The organism is Dactylosporangium siamense, assembly GCF_016862795.1.
In the GTDB taxonomy this organism is placed as follows: Bacteria; Actinomycetota; Actinomycetes; order Mycobacteriales; family Micromonosporaceae; genus Dactylosporangium; species Dactylosporangium siamense.
This window is the reverse complement of record NZ_BONQ01000188.1, coordinates 1-15,580: the sequence shown is the minus strand read 5'-3', so window position 1 is coordinate 15,580 and position 15,580 is coordinate 1. Positions and strand designations below refer to the sequence as shown.

Annotated in this window: 17 protein-coding genes; 6 read left to right on the top strand and 11 right to left on the bottom strand. The window is 70.9% G+C overall.

The window, feature by feature from the left end; all coding sequences use genetic code 11:
* Positions 1 to 36 precede the first annotated feature (36 nt).
* Positions 37 to 1,239 (bottom strand): fumarylacetoacetase, encoded by a 1,203-nt coding sequence (gene fahA, locus Dsi01nite_RS54210; protein WP_203854366.1) that lies wholly within the window; start codon positions 1,237 to 1,239, stop codon positions 37 to 39.
* Entirely contained in the window at positions 1,236 to 2,075 is an 840-nt protein-coding gene (locus Dsi01nite_RS54205) for a hypothetical protein (protein ID WP_203854365.1), read from the bottom strand. The genes fahA and Dsi01nite_RS54205 overlap by 4 nt, the downstream gene beginning before the upstream one ends.
* 81 nt (positions 2,076 to 2,156) lie before the next feature.
* Between Dsi01nite_RS54205 and Dsi01nite_RS54200 the strand changes: the two genes are divergently transcribed.
* A complete protein-coding gene (locus tag Dsi01nite_RS54200) occupies positions 2,157 to 3,320 on the top strand; it encodes a homogentisate 1,2-dioxygenase (protein WP_203854364.1) in 1,164 nt (387 codons plus the stop codon).
* On the opposite strand, the gene Dsi01nite_RS54195 is transcribed toward Dsi01nite_RS54200, so the two are convergent.
* The 4 genes from Dsi01nite_RS54195 to ispF are packed head-to-tail and all read right to left on the bottom strand — an operon-like array spanning position 3,317 to position 5,835.
* Positions 3,317 to 4,414: a hypothetical protein gene (locus Dsi01nite_RS54195; RefSeq protein ID WP_203854363.1), complete on the bottom strand. Its 1,098-nt coding sequence runs from the start codon at positions 4,412 to 4,414 to the stop codon at positions 3,317 to 3,319. The genes Dsi01nite_RS54200 and Dsi01nite_RS54195 overlap by 4 nt on opposite strands.
* Positions 4,411 to 4,920, bottom strand: a complete 510-nt coding sequence (locus Dsi01nite_RS54190) for a SigE family RNA polymerase sigma factor (RefSeq protein WP_203854362.1) — start codon at positions 4,918 to 4,920, stop codon at positions 4,411 to 4,413. Before Dsi01nite_RS54190 ends, Dsi01nite_RS54195 begins: the two co-directional genes overlap by 4 nt.
* 57 nt (positions 4,921 to 4,977) lie before the next feature.
* Positions 4,978 to 5,355, bottom strand: coding sequence for a PPOX class F420-dependent oxidoreductase (locus tag Dsi01nite_RS54185; RefSeq protein WP_203854361.1), 378 nt, complete (start codon positions 5,353 to 5,355; stop codon positions 4,978 to 4,980).
* 3 nt (positions 5,356 to 5,358) lie between these two features.
* On the bottom strand, positions 5,359 to 5,835 hold the full coding sequence (gene ispF / locus Dsi01nite_RS54180; RefSeq protein WP_203854407.1) for a 2-C-methyl-D-erythritol 2,4-cyclodiphosphate synthase: 477 nt from the start codon (positions 5,833 to 5,835) through the stop codon (positions 5,359 to 5,361).
* Between the two features lie 110 nt (positions 5,836 to 5,945).
* Here ispF and Dsi01nite_RS54175 point away from each other — a divergent pair, with 110 nt between their 5' ends.
* Positions 5,946 to 6,668 carry a TVP38/TMEM64 family protein gene (locus tag Dsi01nite_RS54175; protein WP_203854360.1) on the top strand — a complete coding sequence of 241 codons (723 nt, stop codon included), beginning with the start codon at positions 5,946 to 5,948 and terminating at the stop codon, positions 6,666 to 6,668.
* Positions 6,669 to 6,734: 66 nt separating this feature from the next.
* On the opposite strand, the gene Dsi01nite_RS54170 is transcribed toward Dsi01nite_RS54175, so the two are convergent.
* The 3 genes from Dsi01nite_RS54170 to Dsi01nite_RS54160 are packed head-to-tail and all read right to left on the bottom strand — an operon-like array spanning position 6,735 to position 8,659.
* The gene (locus tag Dsi01nite_RS54170; protein ID WP_203854359.1) at positions 6,735 to 7,283 is read right to left on the bottom strand and encodes an HAD domain-containing protein; all 549 of its coding nucleotides are present in this window, start codon (positions 7,281 to 7,283) and stop codon (positions 6,735 to 6,737) included.
* Between the two features lie 2 nt (positions 7,284 to 7,285).
* Positions 7,286 to 8,134, bottom strand: coding sequence for an IspD/TarI family cytidylyltransferase (locus Dsi01nite_RS59250; protein WP_425554591.1), 849 nt, complete (start codon positions 8,132 to 8,134; stop codon positions 7,286 to 7,288).
* Positions 8,135 to 8,173: 39 nt separating this feature from the next.
* On the bottom strand, positions 8,174 to 8,659 hold the full coding sequence (locus Dsi01nite_RS54160; protein ID WP_033363204.1) for a CarD family transcriptional regulator: 486 nt from the start codon (positions 8,657 to 8,659) through the stop codon (positions 8,174 to 8,176).
* Positions 8,660 to 9,025: 366 nt separating this feature from the next.
* Between Dsi01nite_RS54160 and Dsi01nite_RS54155 the strand changes: the two genes are divergently transcribed.
* Positions 9,026 to 9,805, top strand: a complete 780-nt coding sequence (locus Dsi01nite_RS54155; RefSeq protein WP_203854358.1) for a hypothetical protein — start codon at positions 9,026 to 9,028, stop codon at positions 9,803 to 9,805.
* Here the strand turns inward: Dsi01nite_RS54155 and Dsi01nite_RS54150 are convergent.
* Both Dsi01nite_RS54150 and Dsi01nite_RS54145 read right to left on the bottom strand, forming a co-directional pair.
* A complete protein-coding gene (locus tag Dsi01nite_RS54150; protein WP_203854357.1) occupies positions 9,794 to 10,810 on the bottom strand; it encodes a type III polyketide synthase in 1,017 nt (338 codons plus the stop codon). The genes Dsi01nite_RS54155 and Dsi01nite_RS54150 overlap by 12 nt on opposite strands.
* Before the next feature lie 20 nt (positions 10,811 to 10,830).
* Positions 10,831 to 11,541: a methyltransferase domain-containing protein gene (locus Dsi01nite_RS54145; protein ID WP_203854356.1), complete on the bottom strand. Its 711-nt coding sequence runs from the start codon at positions 11,539 to 11,541 to the stop codon at positions 10,831 to 10,833.
* A gap of 45 nt (positions 11,542 to 11,586) precedes the next feature.
* On the opposite strand from Dsi01nite_RS54145, the gene Dsi01nite_RS54140 reads away from it, so the two are divergent.
* From Dsi01nite_RS54140 to radA, 3 genes are all read left to right on the top strand, one after another.
* Positions 11,587 to 12,408, top strand: coding sequence for a UbiA family prenyltransferase (locus Dsi01nite_RS54140; protein WP_239137184.1), 822 nt, complete (start codon positions 11,587 to 11,589; stop codon positions 12,406 to 12,408).
* Between the two features lie 86 nt (positions 12,409 to 12,494).
* Positions 12,495 to 13,211 carry a hypothetical protein gene (locus tag Dsi01nite_RS54135; protein WP_203854355.1) on the top strand — a complete coding sequence of 239 codons (717 nt, stop codon included), beginning with the start codon at positions 12,495 to 12,497 and terminating at the stop codon, positions 13,209 to 13,211.
* A 31-nt stretch (positions 13,212 to 13,242) separates the two neighbouring features.
* The gene (radA, locus tag Dsi01nite_RS54130) at positions 13,243 to 14,652 is read left to right on the top strand and encodes a DNA repair protein RadA (RefSeq protein ID WP_203854354.1); all 1,410 of its coding nucleotides are present in this window, start codon (positions 13,243 to 13,245) and stop codon (positions 14,650 to 14,652) included.
* Positions 14,653 to 15,580 lie beyond the last annotated feature (928 nt).

The following is a 15,580-nucleotide window of genomic DNA, read 5'->3' as shown; positions in this document are numbered from 1 at the left end:
CATTCTGCTCACGGTGACCGTCGATCGCCGGGCTTCTCACACCCGTGTCACCACTGTGCCCCTCACCTCACCGAAGCCAATCATGGCGGCATCGGCCGGGCCACCCGGACCCCGCGCGGTAGCCGAAATCGTGACCGTGTCGCCATCGAGCAGAAAGCTACGGGTCGTGCCGTCGTCAAGTCGGACCGGCTGTGCGCCGTTCCACGTCCGCTCGATGAATGACCCGGTCTGCTCCGGCGTGGGGCCGGAAATGGTGCCGGAGGCGTAGAGGTCACCCGTTCGGGCCCACGCACCGTTCGCGGTGAGATGGGCGAGCTGCTGCGCCGGAGTCCAGTACACACCCTCGTATGGCGGCTGCGCGACGAGTGTGCCGTTCCAGAAGACCTCAAAGCGGATGATGTACGTGTACCGCTCCGCCTCCCGCAGGTAGTCCAGGACCGGTGGGTGCTGGACGGGCGCCTCGGTGCGGGCCGGTTCCAGGGCGTCCAGGGGCACCACCCACGGCGAGATCGACGTCGCGAACGACTTGCCGAGGAACGGGCCGAGCGGCTGATACTCCCAGGCCTGGATGTCGCGGGCGGACCAGTCGTTGACCAGGACCGCGCCGAACACGTGCTCGCGGAAGTCGTCGACGTCGATCGGGCCGCTGGACGGCGTGCCGACCACGAACCCCAGCTCGGCCTCGATGTCCAGCCGCCGGGACGGCCCGTAGCCGGGACGCTCCTCGTCGGGCGCCTTGCGCTGCCCGTGCGGGCGCGGGATGTCGGTGCCGGAGACCACGACGGTGCCGGCCCGGCCGTGGTAGCCGACCGGCAGCTCCTTCCAGTTCGGCAGCAGCGACGGCGAGTCGGGGCGGAACAGCCGGCTGAGGTTGTTCGCGTGATGCTCGGATGAGTAGAAGTCGACGTAGTCGGCGACCTCGAACGGCAGCGCGAGCGCGGTCCCGTCGACCGGGTGCAGCAGCTCCGCCTTGCCGGCCAGGCGCGGGCCGGTGAACAGGTCGGTGAGCTGCGCGCGGACCCGGGTCCAGGTGGGGCGGCCCGCGGCGAGGAACCGGTTGAGGGTGCTCGCGCGGGTGAACGCGCCGCCGGCGTCGACCAGGCCACCCTCCTCGGCCGCGCCGAGATTGAGGATCAGGTCGCCGATCCGCACGCCGACCCAGCCGTCGCGGGTCGCGCACAGCGGCAGGTTGTGCACCCCGAACGGGTCATCCACAGAAGGCTCGGTCCACGCGGTCATGCCCGCACCTCCCGTGGCAGCAGGCCGAGGTTGGTGAGGTCGGTGACCGGTTCGTCGACGCTGCAGCTGCCGAAGCCGACCCACAGCGGCCGGGGCTCGTCCAGCGCGGCGCGGATCGTGGTCGTCAGGGGGTGGGCGTCGGTGCCGGCGAGGATGCCGGCGAGGTCGGCGGGTTCGGCGCCCCCGGCGGCGGCGAGGGTCGCCGCGAGCACGTTGAGGAAGCCGTGGTGGACCAGGCCCGTGTCGGGATCGGTGTGCCGCACCGCGTGGTGCAGGCCGGCGGTGAGCTTGAACGGCAGCTCCCGGTCCCGGCAGGCGCAGATCACGGCGGCCAGCTCGACCGGGGTCGGGAACAGCTCGGCGGCCAGGCCGCCGGTGCGGAACTTCGCCGCGGCCGGCAGCCCTTCGGCGCGCAGCTGGGCCAACTGGTCGAGGGCCCGCATGAGTCCCCAGGCGAGCGGGACTTCGAAGTACCAACTCCATGGCTCGTCGCCCTTCTTGCGGAGCAGGCCGGCGAGCTGGTCGATGCCGGGCGCCGGGTCTTCGCCCCGCTTGGCGACGGGTGACTCGATCTGGCGGACGGTGAGGTGACCGGGGATGGTTTCGAGGGCGTGTTCGACCGCGCCGGGCGGGCCGACGATGCCGACGTCGACCGCGGTGGCGATCTCGGGCAGGTCGTCGGCGGGGACCAGCAGTGGGCCGATCATCGCTGCCCAGGGGCCGTCCCGGTGGCCGAGGTGGGCCGGGACGGCGTCGGGCAGCGGCATGTTCCCCGGCGGGAAGACGGCGGCGTCGTCGACCAGGGCGGCCAGCAGAGGTGGAACGGCGTTTGACACGGCTTCCGAATCTAATGGACGCTATACAGGGCGGACAACTCTGTCCGTTATCCGGACGGACTTTCTTCCGGGAGGCAGCGGATGCCGTACTACCGTCGCGTGGGCGACGTTCCACCGAAGCGACACACCCAGTTTCGCCAGCCGGACGGCTCGCTGTTCGCGGAAGAGCTGATGGGGCAGGAGGGTTTTTCGAGCGACTCGTCCCTCCTGTACCACAAGCATCGACCGACGGCGATCCTGTCCGCCACCACGATCACGCCGTTCACGACGACCCGGGCGCCCAACCTGCCGCTCAAGCCGCGGCACTTCCAGACCCACAAGCTGGACGGCGGCCCCGCGGACGCGATCCGCGGCCGGCAGCACCTGCTCGCCAACGACGACGTGCGCATGTCCTATGCGATCGCCACGATGCCGTCCCCGCTGTACCGCAACGCGATCGGCGACGAGTGCCTCTACGTCGAGTCCGGCTCACTGCGGGTGGAGTCGACGTTCGGCCTGCTGGAGCTCTCCGCCGGCGACTACGCGATCATCCCCACGTCGGTCATCCACCGGCTCGTGCCCACCTCCGAGGAGGTGCGGCTGCTGGCGATCGAGGCGTCCGGACACATCGGCCCGCCGAAGCGGTACCTGTCCCAGCGCGGGCAGTTCCTGGAGCACTCGCCGTACTGCGAGCGCGACCTGCGCGGCCCGTCCGCCCCGCTGCTGGAGGACGCCACCGAGGTCCCCGTGCTGGTCCAGCACCGGCGTGGCTGGACCGAGCACGTCTACGCCACGCATCCGTTCGACGTGGTCGGCTGGGACGGCTGCCTCTACCCGTGGGCGTTCTCGATCCACGACTTCGAGCCGATCACCGGACGGCTGCACCAGCCGCCGCCCGTGCACCAGACCTTCGAAGGCCCGAACTTCGTCATCTGCTCGTTCGTGCCGCGCAAGGTCGACTACCACCCGCTCGCCATCCCGGTGCCGTACAACCACCACAACGTCGACTCCGACGAGGTGCTGTTCTACACCGGCGGCAACTACGAGGCCCGGCGCGGCTCCGGCATCGTCCAGGGCTCGATCTCGCTGCACCCGAGCGGCTTCACCCACGGCCCGCAGCCGGGCGCGGTCGAGCGGGCGATCGGCGCCGAGGCGTTCGACGAGCTGGCGGTCATGCTGGACACGTTCCGGCCCCTCGACCTGTGCGAGCCCGCACTGTCGGTCGAGGACACCGGCTACGCGTGGACCTGGGCCCGCACCGTCTAACCACAGCTCCAGCGGATCCATGTGCCGCTCGAGTTCTGGCCCAGCAGCTGCCGGCCGTCGTTACGCACGAACTTGACGTCTCCTGCCGGCAAAGGCTCGATGGTGCCGTTGATCCAGACCACCGCGTCCTTTCCGGCGGTCCCGAACACCCGCCCGTACATGTCGACCACGCTCCACGTGTCGATGTCGTTGATCACGTCCGCGTGGCGCGTACGGATGTTCCATCGAACGTGGGGACCGACCGCCCAGTCTCCCGTCAGGTTGGAGACCTCGAGGTTCTGTCCCAGCTCCGCCGGCACCGGCAGCGGCTCGCCGGTGCCGTCGGGGTGCCACAGATACGGCGTCGACGTCCCCTGTCCGATCACCATGCCGACGACCGAGCCGTCCCACGCGATCCCGGCTCCCCGCGCGAGCTTGCCGTCCGGAGCCTTGATCAGCCGCGGCCGGTCCGGGTGGCCGCCCGGCCAGACGACCCCCTCGTAGCCTCCGGCATTTCCTGTGTCCACCGAGCCGAGGATGTCGCCGGCCTCGTTGATGTCGGTCAGCGAGAGGTGGGTCGCGCCGCCGGGCAGCTTGAGCTCGGTGAACCGGCCGTCGCGATACACCCAGCCGCGCTCGACCTTCGAGTGGATCCCGGCGAAGTCACCGGCCCGGTTCACCAGTGCCACCTGGAGCCGACTCGGCACGCCCGGGATGCGCTCCACCCGGCCGTCCACGTAGCGGACCGCCTCGACCGGTGCTGTGCCCGGCGCGTCGAGGTGCACGGCGACCCGCCAGGTGTCGTCGAGCACCACCCACGGGTCCCGGCTCAGGTACGGCGCGTCGGCCGGGGCAGACGTGCAGTCCCCGAGCGGCGGCGCGATCGTCGAGGTCGGCAGCGGCACCGGCGTCCGGTCCGCCGGCATCGACCGCGGCTGCCCGGTCACGGCGTTGACCGCGACCGCCGTGGCGAGCACCACCGCCGCAGCCAGCCCGGCGATCGCGACCTGCCGGACCCTGCGCCGGCGCCGCCCGACCCGCACGGCCTTGCCCAGGTCGACCCTCGTCGGGCGGATGTCGACGTCGCGCAGCGGGGAAAGCAGGTTCTCGGTCATGACGTCGCACCCCCGGCCGGCGCGAGCGCGCCCAGTTGTTTGCGCAGCTTCGCCAGCCCGTCCGAGGTCTGGCTCTTCACCGTCCCCGGCGAGCAGCCGACGATCTCCGCGACCTCGTCGACCGGGAGATCGCACAGGAACCGCAGCGCCAGGACCGCCTGCTGCTTCGGCGGCAGCTTCTTGAGCGCGGCGCGGATCTCCAGCCGCTCATCGACCGGCTGCCCCGTGACAGCCGGACGATCGGGAAGCGTCTCGGTCAGCACGACCCGGGACCAGGAGCGCCGGCGCTCGCTCAGGAACGCGTTGACCACGCTGCGGCGCACGTAGGCGTCGAGGTTGTCCGCTTCGCGAACCCGCCGCCAGCGCGTGTACAGCATGGTCACCGCCGCCTGCACGATGTCGTCGGCACGGTCGGCGTCGCCGCAGAGCATCACCGCCAGCCGGTGCAGCTGTGGCAGCCGCGGCTGGAAGTACTCCACGTACTCCCGTTCCAAGTTCTCGCGCACATCGCCTCCCACCGCAATGACGCCGGCGGGAGGTTCGGCGGTTGGGTGCCTTTTTTCTTAGTGATCGATGATCTTGGTGGCGGTCACCCGGCAGACCACGCGCGTGACGCCGGGGACCTTCTCGACGAACGGTTTGCCGTCGTAGAGGCGGCTGAGCTCGTCGATCAGCTCCGGGCCGCCCTCCTCCACCAGGCCGACCGTGCCGCGGACCTCGACGTAGTGATACGGGTTGGCCGGGTCATACACGCAGATCGACACCCGTGGGTCGCGCTCCATGTTGCGGGTCTTGCGGCGCCCCCGGATCGTCGAGAACACGACATCGTCACCGTCGTGCTTGGCCCAGATCACGCTGGACTGCGGCGCGCCGTCTGGGTTGATCGTGCTGAGCACCAGAAAGGCCCGGCGGTCCAGCAGTTCACGCAACGTCTCGTTCAAGGCTCATCCCTTCGGTACCGGATAGATCAACGCTACGGCGGTAGCGGCCAGACCCTCGCCCCGGCCCGTGAACCCGAGCCCGTCGGTCGTGGTGCCCGACAGCCGGACGATCGCCCCGATCGCCTGCTTCAACGTGTCCTCCGCCTCGGCCCGGCGCCGGCCGACCTTCGGAGCCACCCCGATGACCTGCACGGACACGTTGCCGATCTCGTATCCGGCCGCGCGGACCAGCCTGGCGGCCTCGCGCAGCAGCGTCACACCGGATGCGCCGGCCCACTCGGGGCGGCCCGTGCCGAAATTCGCCCCGAGGTCACCCAGGCCGGCCGCGGACAGCAACGCGTCGCAGATCGCATGGGCCGCGACGTCCCCGTCCGAGTGCCCGGCGAGCCCGTCGACCCCGTCCCACTTGAGCCCCGCGACCCAGCATTCACGGCCCTTTTCGAACGCGTGTACATCGGTCCCGTTGCCGATCAGCATCATTTCCGGATCACTTTGGGAGGGTACGACGATCGGTGCACAATCGTGAACTTCTGGTTGCTGAGCCGTCATCGGGCTCGGCATCCTGGCGTTCCGGGCCTAGGCTAGGTCGGGTGCGCAGCGACCAGACGACCCCGAAAGCCCCACGGCAGTGGTGGCGCTCCGGAGCCGCCTTGCGCTTCGGGCTGCTTGCCCTGCTGGTCGCGACGTTGTCCGTGGTGATGCTGATCGTTCATCCGGATAAATCGTCGCTCACCCATGCCGTGGGCCCAGACCATCCGTTCGCCCCGGCGATCGCCGTTTTCGGCACCGCCCTGTTGACCACCGCCCTGGTCCCCCGGACCCTCCTCGCCGGCGTCGGCGGGGTGCTGTTCGGCTTCGCCGGCGGCGTCCTGTACATCCTGGCCGGCGTGACCCTCGGCGCCCTGATCGCCTACACGATCGGTCACTTCCTGGGCCGCGAGTTCATGGCCCGCCACCTCAGCGGCCGCTTCCTCGCCGTCGAGCAGGCCGTCGCCAACCGCGGCATCATCGCCGTCGTCATCTCGCGGATGATCCCGTTCGTGCCGTTCTGCATCGCCAACTACGTCTTCGGCACGACCCGCGTCCGCCGCACCACCTTCATCGGTGGCACCCTGCTCGGCGCCCTGCCGGCCACGATCGCCTACGCGGCCCTCGGCTCCGCCACCGCCCGCGGCGACACGGTCGGCATGTCCGTGGCGGGCGCGATGATCGCCACCCTGGGCATCGGCGGCTCGGTCGGCACCTACCTCGTGTGGCGCCGCCGCCCCCGCAAGCAGCCGGCCATCGCACCGGTGTCGGCCGCTCCGGCCTGACCCTCACGCTTCCCGACCCGGCCCCGCGGCGCCCATGCGCCCGGGGCCGCCGTCGTTTTTGACACGCTATGACGTGCCAAAGTCGCCAAGGTCAGCTTCGGACCCTCCGGGCCGTCGGACCCTCCGGGCGAAGGACTCGATCCGGGTGAGGTCGCTCGGGCGGAGGCCGCGGCGGGGGTGTGGGCGGATGAGCAGCCCACGGCCGCCGGCGGTCAGCTCGGAGACCACAGGACCCGAGACGGGCACGGCGGTGTCGTCGGTCCACACCAGGCGGCGGCGCTCGGCCAGGACCCGCCGGGCCGCGGCCAGCTTCACGGGATCGGTGTCGTCCGCGCCGGCCAGCTCGGCGGCGGTCAGCGCCCGGCCGAAAGTGGGCAGGTCGAACAGCCGCTCCAGCACGTCGGCGTCCGGGCACCAGGTCGTGCACCAGCGCACCTCGACAGCACCGGCGGCGGCAAGGCGGCGGATGCGGGCGATCAGCGCCGGCGCCCATCGGATCGGCCAATCCACGCCCCCGGACCGCGCGATGCCGCGCCGCAGCTCGGGACCCCACAGGGGGCGGCGGGTGTTGATCACGCCGTCGACGTCGAGCAGCCAGACCGGCGGGTGTCGCACGGTCAGAACAGCAGCTCGGCGACGGCCAGGTCGAACGGGCGGGTGATCTTCATGGCCGCCTCGGAACCCGGCACGGTGTGCACGGGGACGCCGATCTTCTCGGCCATGCCGGCGTCGTCGGTGTGATCATCGACGGCGGCGGCGTGTGCGCTGGTCAGGACGTCGCGGCGGAAGCCCTGGGGGGTCTGGACGGCACGCAGGACGGAGCGGTCCACGGTGCCGACGACGACGCCGGAATTGTCCACCTGCTTGATGGTGTCGACCACCGCGAGAACGGGTATGACCGCGCCGTGCCCCCCTCGCACCGCGTCCGCGACTGCCTCCACCAGCTCCGGTGGGGTCAGCGCTCGAGCCGCGTCATGGACCAGCACGATGCCGAACTCGGCGGGGACCGCGGCCAGCGCGGCCGCCACGGAAGCCTGCCGGCTCGCCCCGCCGGCGACCACGATCAGCCGAACCCCCGCCGCAGCGGCCGGCCCCACGACAGCAGCCGGCCCAGCGACAGCAGCCGGCCCAGCGACAGCACCAGACTCAGCGACAGCAGCGGACTCGGCAGCCGCAGCACCGGACTCACCGGAAGCTGCCAGGGTGGGCTCAGCCGCCACACAGGTCTCACCGGCAACAATGGAGCTCAGCAGCACGGTGACGTCGTCCACGGCATCCGCTGGTGCGGCGACGACGATGCAGCCGACGCTGGGGGCCAGAGCCACCCGGCGAACGGCGTGCACGAGCAGCGGCTCCCCTCGCAGGAGCCGCAGTGCCTTCGGCGCGCCGGGGCCGAGTCGGACCCCCATGCCCGCAGCAGGCACGAGGACCGCGACGTCACCACGCACACTTGGGTGCGCCGTCACGTCGCGGTCCTCGTCTTCAGTGATAGCCGGGCTGAAATGTCAGGCCTCGGTCAGCACCTTGTCCAGCAGCGTCTCGGCCTCATCCTTGGTGCTCTTCTCAGCAAGCGCCACCTCGCCGACCAGGATGTCCCGAGCCTTGGCCAGCATGCGCTTCTCGCCGGCCGACAAACCACGCTCCCGGTCACGGCGCCACAGGTCACGCACGACCTCTGCGACCTTGAGCGGATTGCCGGAGGCCAACTTCTCCAGATTCGCCTTGTACCGCCGCGACCAGTTGGTCGGCTCCTCGGTGTGCGGAGCACGGAGGACGTCGAAGACCTTGGTCAGGCCTTCCTCGCCAACCACCTCGCGCACGCCGACGATCTCGGCGTTTTCGGCGGGCACCCGCACCGTCAGGTCACCCTGAGCGACCCTGAGGACGAGATACTGCTTCTCCTCGCCCCTGACGACCCGAGTCTCGATTGCCTCGATGAGTGCGGCCCCGTGGTGGGGGTAGACAACGGTCTCGCCGACACTGAAAACCATAGGTTCGAAACCCCTTTCGCTGTGTCTAGGGTAACACGGTCACGCGCTGTCGTCCCACCCCAGAGAGCAGCATTCGCGCAGGTCAGAACACATGTGAGTCCCCTTTCTCCCGCTTGACATGAATCGTGGAACCTGCTGCGTAACGGATCAACAACCCAGGGCACGCGCAAATGCGCAGGCAGTAGGACATATCTGATTGATTGTCGCGAGTGCGTACAGATCACTCAGCGACCGCTCCGAACAGCACTCTCCGTGATGCCACCAGCGGCGGAGCGTGGGAAACTCTTCATACATCTCGATGGGTGGCGCCTCTGGCGCGTAGCCATCAGTTGAGGGAAAGTTAAGGCAGGTGCGAGGAGAACAGCGATGGGCACGCTGCGCGGCGACAACGGCGGTGGTGAGCGACCACAAGACGGTGGTGGCCTGCCCGACCTGCCCCCTGAGTGGGGCACGATCATCATTCCCGACGATGCGGGCGCACTCGACGACGAGGGCACATCGATCCGTCGACAATTCCGCCGCGCCACAATCCGCCGTCGCTGGCGCCGCCGGCTGCACCTGAGGCCGGAGCCGATCGGCCGGACCGACGACGATTCTCCCGGGCTCGCGGTGCCGTTGCTGATCATGTCGATCGCCGTCATCGCGACGCTGGTCAGTCTGTTCGCCGTCGCGTGGCCCCGGCGCAATCCCAACGGCACGCCGCAGCTCGCCCCGTCGTCCCCGGCCGCGGTGGTATATCTGGCGGGGCTCAGCCTGTTCGACCCGGAGGGCGAGTCGGTGCCGCTGCGCGAGCTCACCCCGGGCGTGATCCTGCTCGTCGACGGGTGCACCTGCGAGGAGCTCATCACCGGCACCGTCGAGGCCGTCGCCGCCAGCAGGGCCCCGTCCACGACGGTCCTGGTGGTCGCCGCCCGGATCCCGCCGCTGCCCTCGGGGCTCAACGACAAGGTAAAGGTGCGCCGGCTCGCCGACCCCAACAGCTCGGTCCGCGCGGCCGTGCCGTTCCTGGCCACCAGCCGCACCACGGCCGCCATCCTGGTCGCCGCCGACGGCACGATGATCCGGGCGGTCAGCTCGGTGACGAGCGCGAGCTCCTTCGACACCGAGCTGGCCAACCTCGCCGCGACCCCGTCGTCAACCGCGTAGGAGCGTTCCGTAGAGCGTGAGCCCGGGCCCGAAGGCCAGCGCGACCGTGTTCCTCGGAGGGCCGGCAGCCCGGCGGCGCAGCGCGTCGATGATCAGCAGCACCGTCGGGGACGAGCAGTTGCCGTGCTCGGCGAGCGTCCCCCGCGACTCCGCCAGGGCCGACTCCGGCAGCGACAGCCGGTCCCGGACCACGTCGAGGATCCGCGGGCCGCCCGGGTGCACCGCCCAGCCGTCCACGTCGGCGAGGGTCAGGCCGTGCCGGGAGAGCAGGTCACCGACCAGATCGGCGACGTAGATCGACAGGACGTCGGGCACCTTCGGCGACAGCCCCATCCGGAAGCCGAGGTCCGTCACGTCCCAGGTCATGTGGTCCGCCGTCGCGGTGTCCGTCACGGCCGCGATCTCGGCGACCGTCTGGCCGGAGGCGGTCGGCACCAGCACCACCGCCGCAGCCGCGTCGGAAAAAAGGGCGTGCGCCACGATCTGCTGCGGATCCTCGCTGGGAGGCTGCACGTGCAGGCTGGTCAGCTCGAGGCAGAGCAGCACCGCCGGGCGCCCGCGGGCCGACACGAAATCCGTCGCGGCGCCGAGGCCGGGCAGCGCGGCGTAGCAGCCCATGTGGCCGATGAAGAGCCGCTGCGTGGTCGGGGCCATGCCCAGGTCGCGGGCCAGGAGGATGTCGAGGCCGGGCGTGGCGTACCCAGTACACGAGCACACCACGAACAACCCGATCTCATCCGGTCGCAGGCCGGCCGCGTCCAGTGCGCTACTGACCGCGTCCTTGCCCAACGGGAGCGCCTCGGTCAGGTAGCGGCCCATGCGTTTCGCGGTCGACCAGCTCGACGCGTCCTCCAGGAGCGGGTTCACCGCCCCGTGCCGGCTGACCACGCCGGAGTTCTCGAAGATCCGCTTGGCCAGTCCCTTGCGGGAGCCGTTGTAGTGCCGCTCGAAGAAGCCCGACCACACCTCGTCCTGGCGCATCGGGCCCGGGAATGTCACACCCATGCCTGCGATCGCGGCACCTGTCACTGGGTCCCCTTTCTGCCGCGCCCCTGGTAGAGGATCGCGGTGGTGAACGTCGGCACGATCGGCACAGCGTTACGGCGGGTCACCAGCCATCGGGCGAGCGCGGGCAGCGTCGGTCGGACGCCCCGCACCTCGATCGGCACGCCGTTGCCCGCGCACACCTTCTGCAGCGCGCGCGGGTCGACGAGCATGGCTGGGTCGTGAATGCCACGGACGGCGGGAATGATCGCCTCGGCGAGCCGGACCGCGATCAGCCGCGCCGCGGCGGTGTCGGCCAGGGTGTCAAGGACCAGCCAGCCCCCGGGTCTGAGGATGCGGCACGCCTCGGCGACCACCGCCGGCCAGTCGGGCACGTGCTCCAGCAGCTCGCCCGCGCTGACGACGTCGGCGGTGCCGTCGGCGAACGGCAGCCGCCGCACATCCGCCAGCACGGGCGCCACACCGTGTGCCGCGGCCTGCTCCAGGCCCGACACGATCAGGTCGACGCCGACGTGCCGGTAGCCCTTGTCGGCGATGTGCGGGGCGAGCAGCCCGCCGCCGCAGCCGAGATCGACCAGCACGGCGCCGTCGCGCTCCGCGGGCGGGATGAGCCGGGCGCGGGCACGGGCCAGCCAGTACAGCATCGACAGCGGCGAACCGGGACGCCACCACTCCCCGGCCAGGTCGTCATACTGACCCGGGTCGTTACGCGCCCGGCGCGTCGATCGCATGGATCGAGACTGACACGGAACCCCTCCGACAGCCACACTTGCCGGATGTCCGTAGCTCGCTCAATCGTCCGCGCCAGCCACCCGGAGCCGGCCGCCGCGGTCACGGCGGTCGCGGCGCTGCTGTCGTTCGGACTCGGAAGACCCTGGCCGGGCGTGGTTGCGGCGGCCGCGACGGTGCTGGCCAGCCAGCTCTCGATCGGCTGGATCAACGACGCGCTCGACGCTCCGCGGGATGCCCTGGTCGGGCGGTCGGACAAACCGGTTGCTTCCGGTGCATTATCGCGGCGGCTGGTTGTCGTCCTCGGCACCTGCGCGGCGCTGCTTTGTGCGGTTCTAGGATTTTTGTCCGGCATGACTGCCGGATTTGTCGCCCTGGTGGCCCTGGTCTCGGCGCTGCTCTACGACTGGCCGCTGAAGTCCACGCCGGTGTCGGTGCTGCCGTACGCGGTGTCGTTCGCCTGCCTGCCCGCCTTCGTCGTGCTCGGCGCGGGCCTCGACCCACCAGTGTGGCTGCTGTTCGCGGGCGGCCTGCTCGGCGCCGGCGCGCACTTCGTCAACACGCTGCCCGACCTGGACGACGACGTGCGCACCGGCGTCCGCGGCCTGCCACACCTCATCGGCCGGCGCGGGTCGCTCGGCGCCGCGGCCGTCCTGCTCCTGCTCGCCACCGTGTTCCTGGCCTTCGGGCCGCCCGGGCCGCCGCCGCTGCTGTTCTGGCCCACCCTCGCGGTGGCCCTGATCGTGCTTTCCGCAGGTGTCTTCGCCATGCGCCGCAACCCCAGGTCCCGCGTCCCTTTCCTGTCGGTCATCGCCGTGGCGCTCATCGATGTGGTGTTTCTGCTGGTCAGCGGCCTGAACCTGGAATGACCGGGGCAGAGTCAGGGTGCGCGTAGTCGGCCGATCAACGGCATCTAGGCTGTAGTCGGCCGCCCGATCCAGATGGAGGACCCAAGGTGACGCGTACGATTCCGGCTTCCCGCCGCTTGGGGCTGGGCGCCGCGCTGGCGGCTTCCGCAGTGCTCGGCGTCGGCCTGCTCTCCGCGTGCAGCGCCGGTCAGATCACGCAGACCGACACTCAGGTCGCCGCGGTGCCGGGCATCAGCGCTCAGAGCAAGGACGGCCTGATCGCGCTGCGCGAGGCCGTCGTGGCGTATTCCGACGGATACAAGGCCGGCAGCGTCGTGCCGATCGAGGTGCGGCTGTTCAACAACGCCCGCCAGTCGGTGAAGCTGACCAGCGTGACGGCCGGGTCTGCCGGCACTGTCGTGCTGGTGGGTGGGCAGTCCGCGGCTGCCGCCCCGGTCGTTTCTTCCGCGCCTCCGTCGCCTGCCGGCTCCCCGTCCGGTTCCAAGTCCGCCTCTTCCTCGCCGTCCGCGACGAAGTCGCCGACGCCGTCACCCACCCCCGCCGCGGTGGGCTCGTCGAAGATCAGCGTGGAGATCCCGGTCAACGGGTTCGTGGCGCTGAGCCAGGGCACCAAGACCTACCTCGCGGTCGAGAAGCTCACCGGCGAGACGCTGCCCGCCGGCGCCGCGCTGGCGGACGTGACGTTCACCTTCACGTATGCGGACGGCACCACCACCACCATCAACCTGCCCGAGCTGCCGATGACGGTGCCGGCGAGCCCGCTGCCGAAGCCGAGCTCGGTCGTGGGGCACGAGGAAGAGTAATTTTGTCGTACCCCTGGGCTAGTTTTCGGGGGTGACGAAGACCAAGGGCGCCGCCTATCAGTGCGACGTGTGTGGGCACCGGCCGGCCAAGTGGATCGGGCGGTGCCCCGAGTGCGGTGAGTGGGGCTCGATCATCGAGTCCTCTCCGTTGGCCGCCCTCGGCCCCTCCGCCCTGCGCGCCGTGCCGAGCCGCGCCCCGCTGGAGCCGGCCCGCCCGATCGCCGAGATCAGCGCCGCGCCGGCCCAGGCCCGCCCGACCGGTGTGGCCGAGTTCGACCGCGTCCTCGGCGGCGGCATCGTCCCCGGCGCCGTCGTCCTGCTCGCCGGCGAGCCCGGCGTCGGCAAGTCCACTCTCCTGCTCGACGTCGCCCAGCAGTGGGCCAAGCACGGTGACACCCCGTCCCTCATGATCAGCGGCGAGGAGTCCGTCAGCCAGGTCCGGCTCCGCGCCGAGCGCATCGGCGCCCTGCACGAGCGGCTCTACCTGGCCGCCGAGAGCGACCTGGGCGCCGTCCTGGGCCACCTCGACGCCGTCAAGCCCGGCCTGCTCATCCTCGACTCGGTGCAGACCATCTCCGCCCCCGGCACCGACGGCGTGGCCGGCGGCGTCACCCAGGTCCGCGCCGTCACCGCCGCCCTCGTCGCCATCGCCAAGGAGCGCGGCCTCGCCACCGTCCTCGTCGGCCACGTCACCAAGGACGGCAACGTCGCCGGCCCCCGCGTCCTGGAGCACCTGGTCGACGTCGTGCTCAACTTCGAGGGCGACAAGCACTCCTCGCTGCGCATGGTCCGCGGCCTGAAGAACCGCTTCGGCGCCGCCGACGAGGTGGGCTGCTTCGAGATGCACGAGGGCGGCATCACCAGCCTCCCTGACCCCAGCGGCCTGTTCCTCACCCGCTACGCCGACGCCGTCTCCGGCACCTGCGTCTCCGTCGCCATGGAGGGCCGCCGCGCCCTCGTCGCCGAGGTCCAGACCCTGATCGGCGCCCAGACCCCCGGCTCCCCCCGCCGCACGGTCAGCGGCCTCGACTCCGCCCGCCTCGCCATGATCATCGCCGTGCTCCAGCAACGCGCCCAGATCCAGCTCCACGACCGCGAGGTGTATGCGGCGACGGTCGGCGGTTTACGCGTCACCGAGCCGGCCGTCGACCTGGCCTTGGCCCTCGCCGCCGCCTCGGCCGCCCACGACCTGCCGATGCCACCCGACCTGGTGGTCGTCGGGGAGGTCGGGCTGACCGGCGAGGTGCGCCGGGTGGGGGCGGTGCCGCGACGGCTCGCGGAGGCGGCGCGGCTCGGGTTCCGGTTCGCCCTCGTCCCACCGGGCTGCGGGCCGGCGGCCACGGGCGTCACACCGCCGGGGATGCGGGTCCTGGAGGTCGGGGACGTGCGGACGGCTCTGCACTATGCGGTCAAGGCCTCCAGCGAAGTCGACCCCCGCTGAGTCCTGCCCGTTCCCGGGTTTCGGCTCAGCTCACATCAGGGCTCGCCGAGACGACGGTGCGGGATGCTCCGCTGGCGCTTCGTCCCGGAAAACGTCGAACAGTTCGAGTCGCGTGCGTCGTGCCCGGCCGGGCGCTCCGTCGTGCGCGGCGCGACATTGCATCGTGCGTCGCTCGGCGTCTCGTCGTGCGTGGCGCGACGCTGCACCGTGCGCGGCTCGGCGCTTCGTCGTGCGGTCGCGCCTCCGTGCGCCCGTGCCTCCGTGCCTCCGTGCCTCCGTGCCTCCGTGCGCCTATGCGCCTGCGCCTCCGTGCTTCCGTGCGCCTGCGCCTCCGTGCTTCCGTGCGCCTGCGCCTCCGTGCGCCCGTGCTTCCGGATCGACAGGTCGTAGCTGCCCCACACGACTGTCCACATGGCCGCGGCGCTCCGTCGATCATGAGGTGACACGGGTGATCGCTCTCTGAGCGCGAGGACTCGCCGCCCTCAGCCCGAGTCGCGCGAAGCGCGAGCCCCTCCCCTTGCACCCAGGGACCTTGATCGAACGAGCGATCCGGCCACCCGGCCGACCACAGTCGTCCTTCGATCACCGGCCGAGCCGGTCCGCAGCCCTCAGCCCGTTGCACGCAATGCCGGAAGCGGGTCAACCGCAGAACGGGTTCAGGCTGGCCCAGTACGCCCGCACTACCTGGTCGATCACTGGCCGCCGGCGACCATCAATCCACCAGGTAGTTCATGATTGCCAGCGCCTGCGGCTCTCCCGCTGCCGAAGTTGATCTTCCCGATATCGAAGGAGCGCCCTGGCCGCGCGGGTGACCAGAACCGGCCTTCGATCATGAGGCCAAGACCGAAGGAGCGAGAGGGCGAAGGTCGGCGTCCAACGCGTGCGAGGACGCGCCGCTCCCAGCCGCCTCTTTGCACCCAGGGCGCCC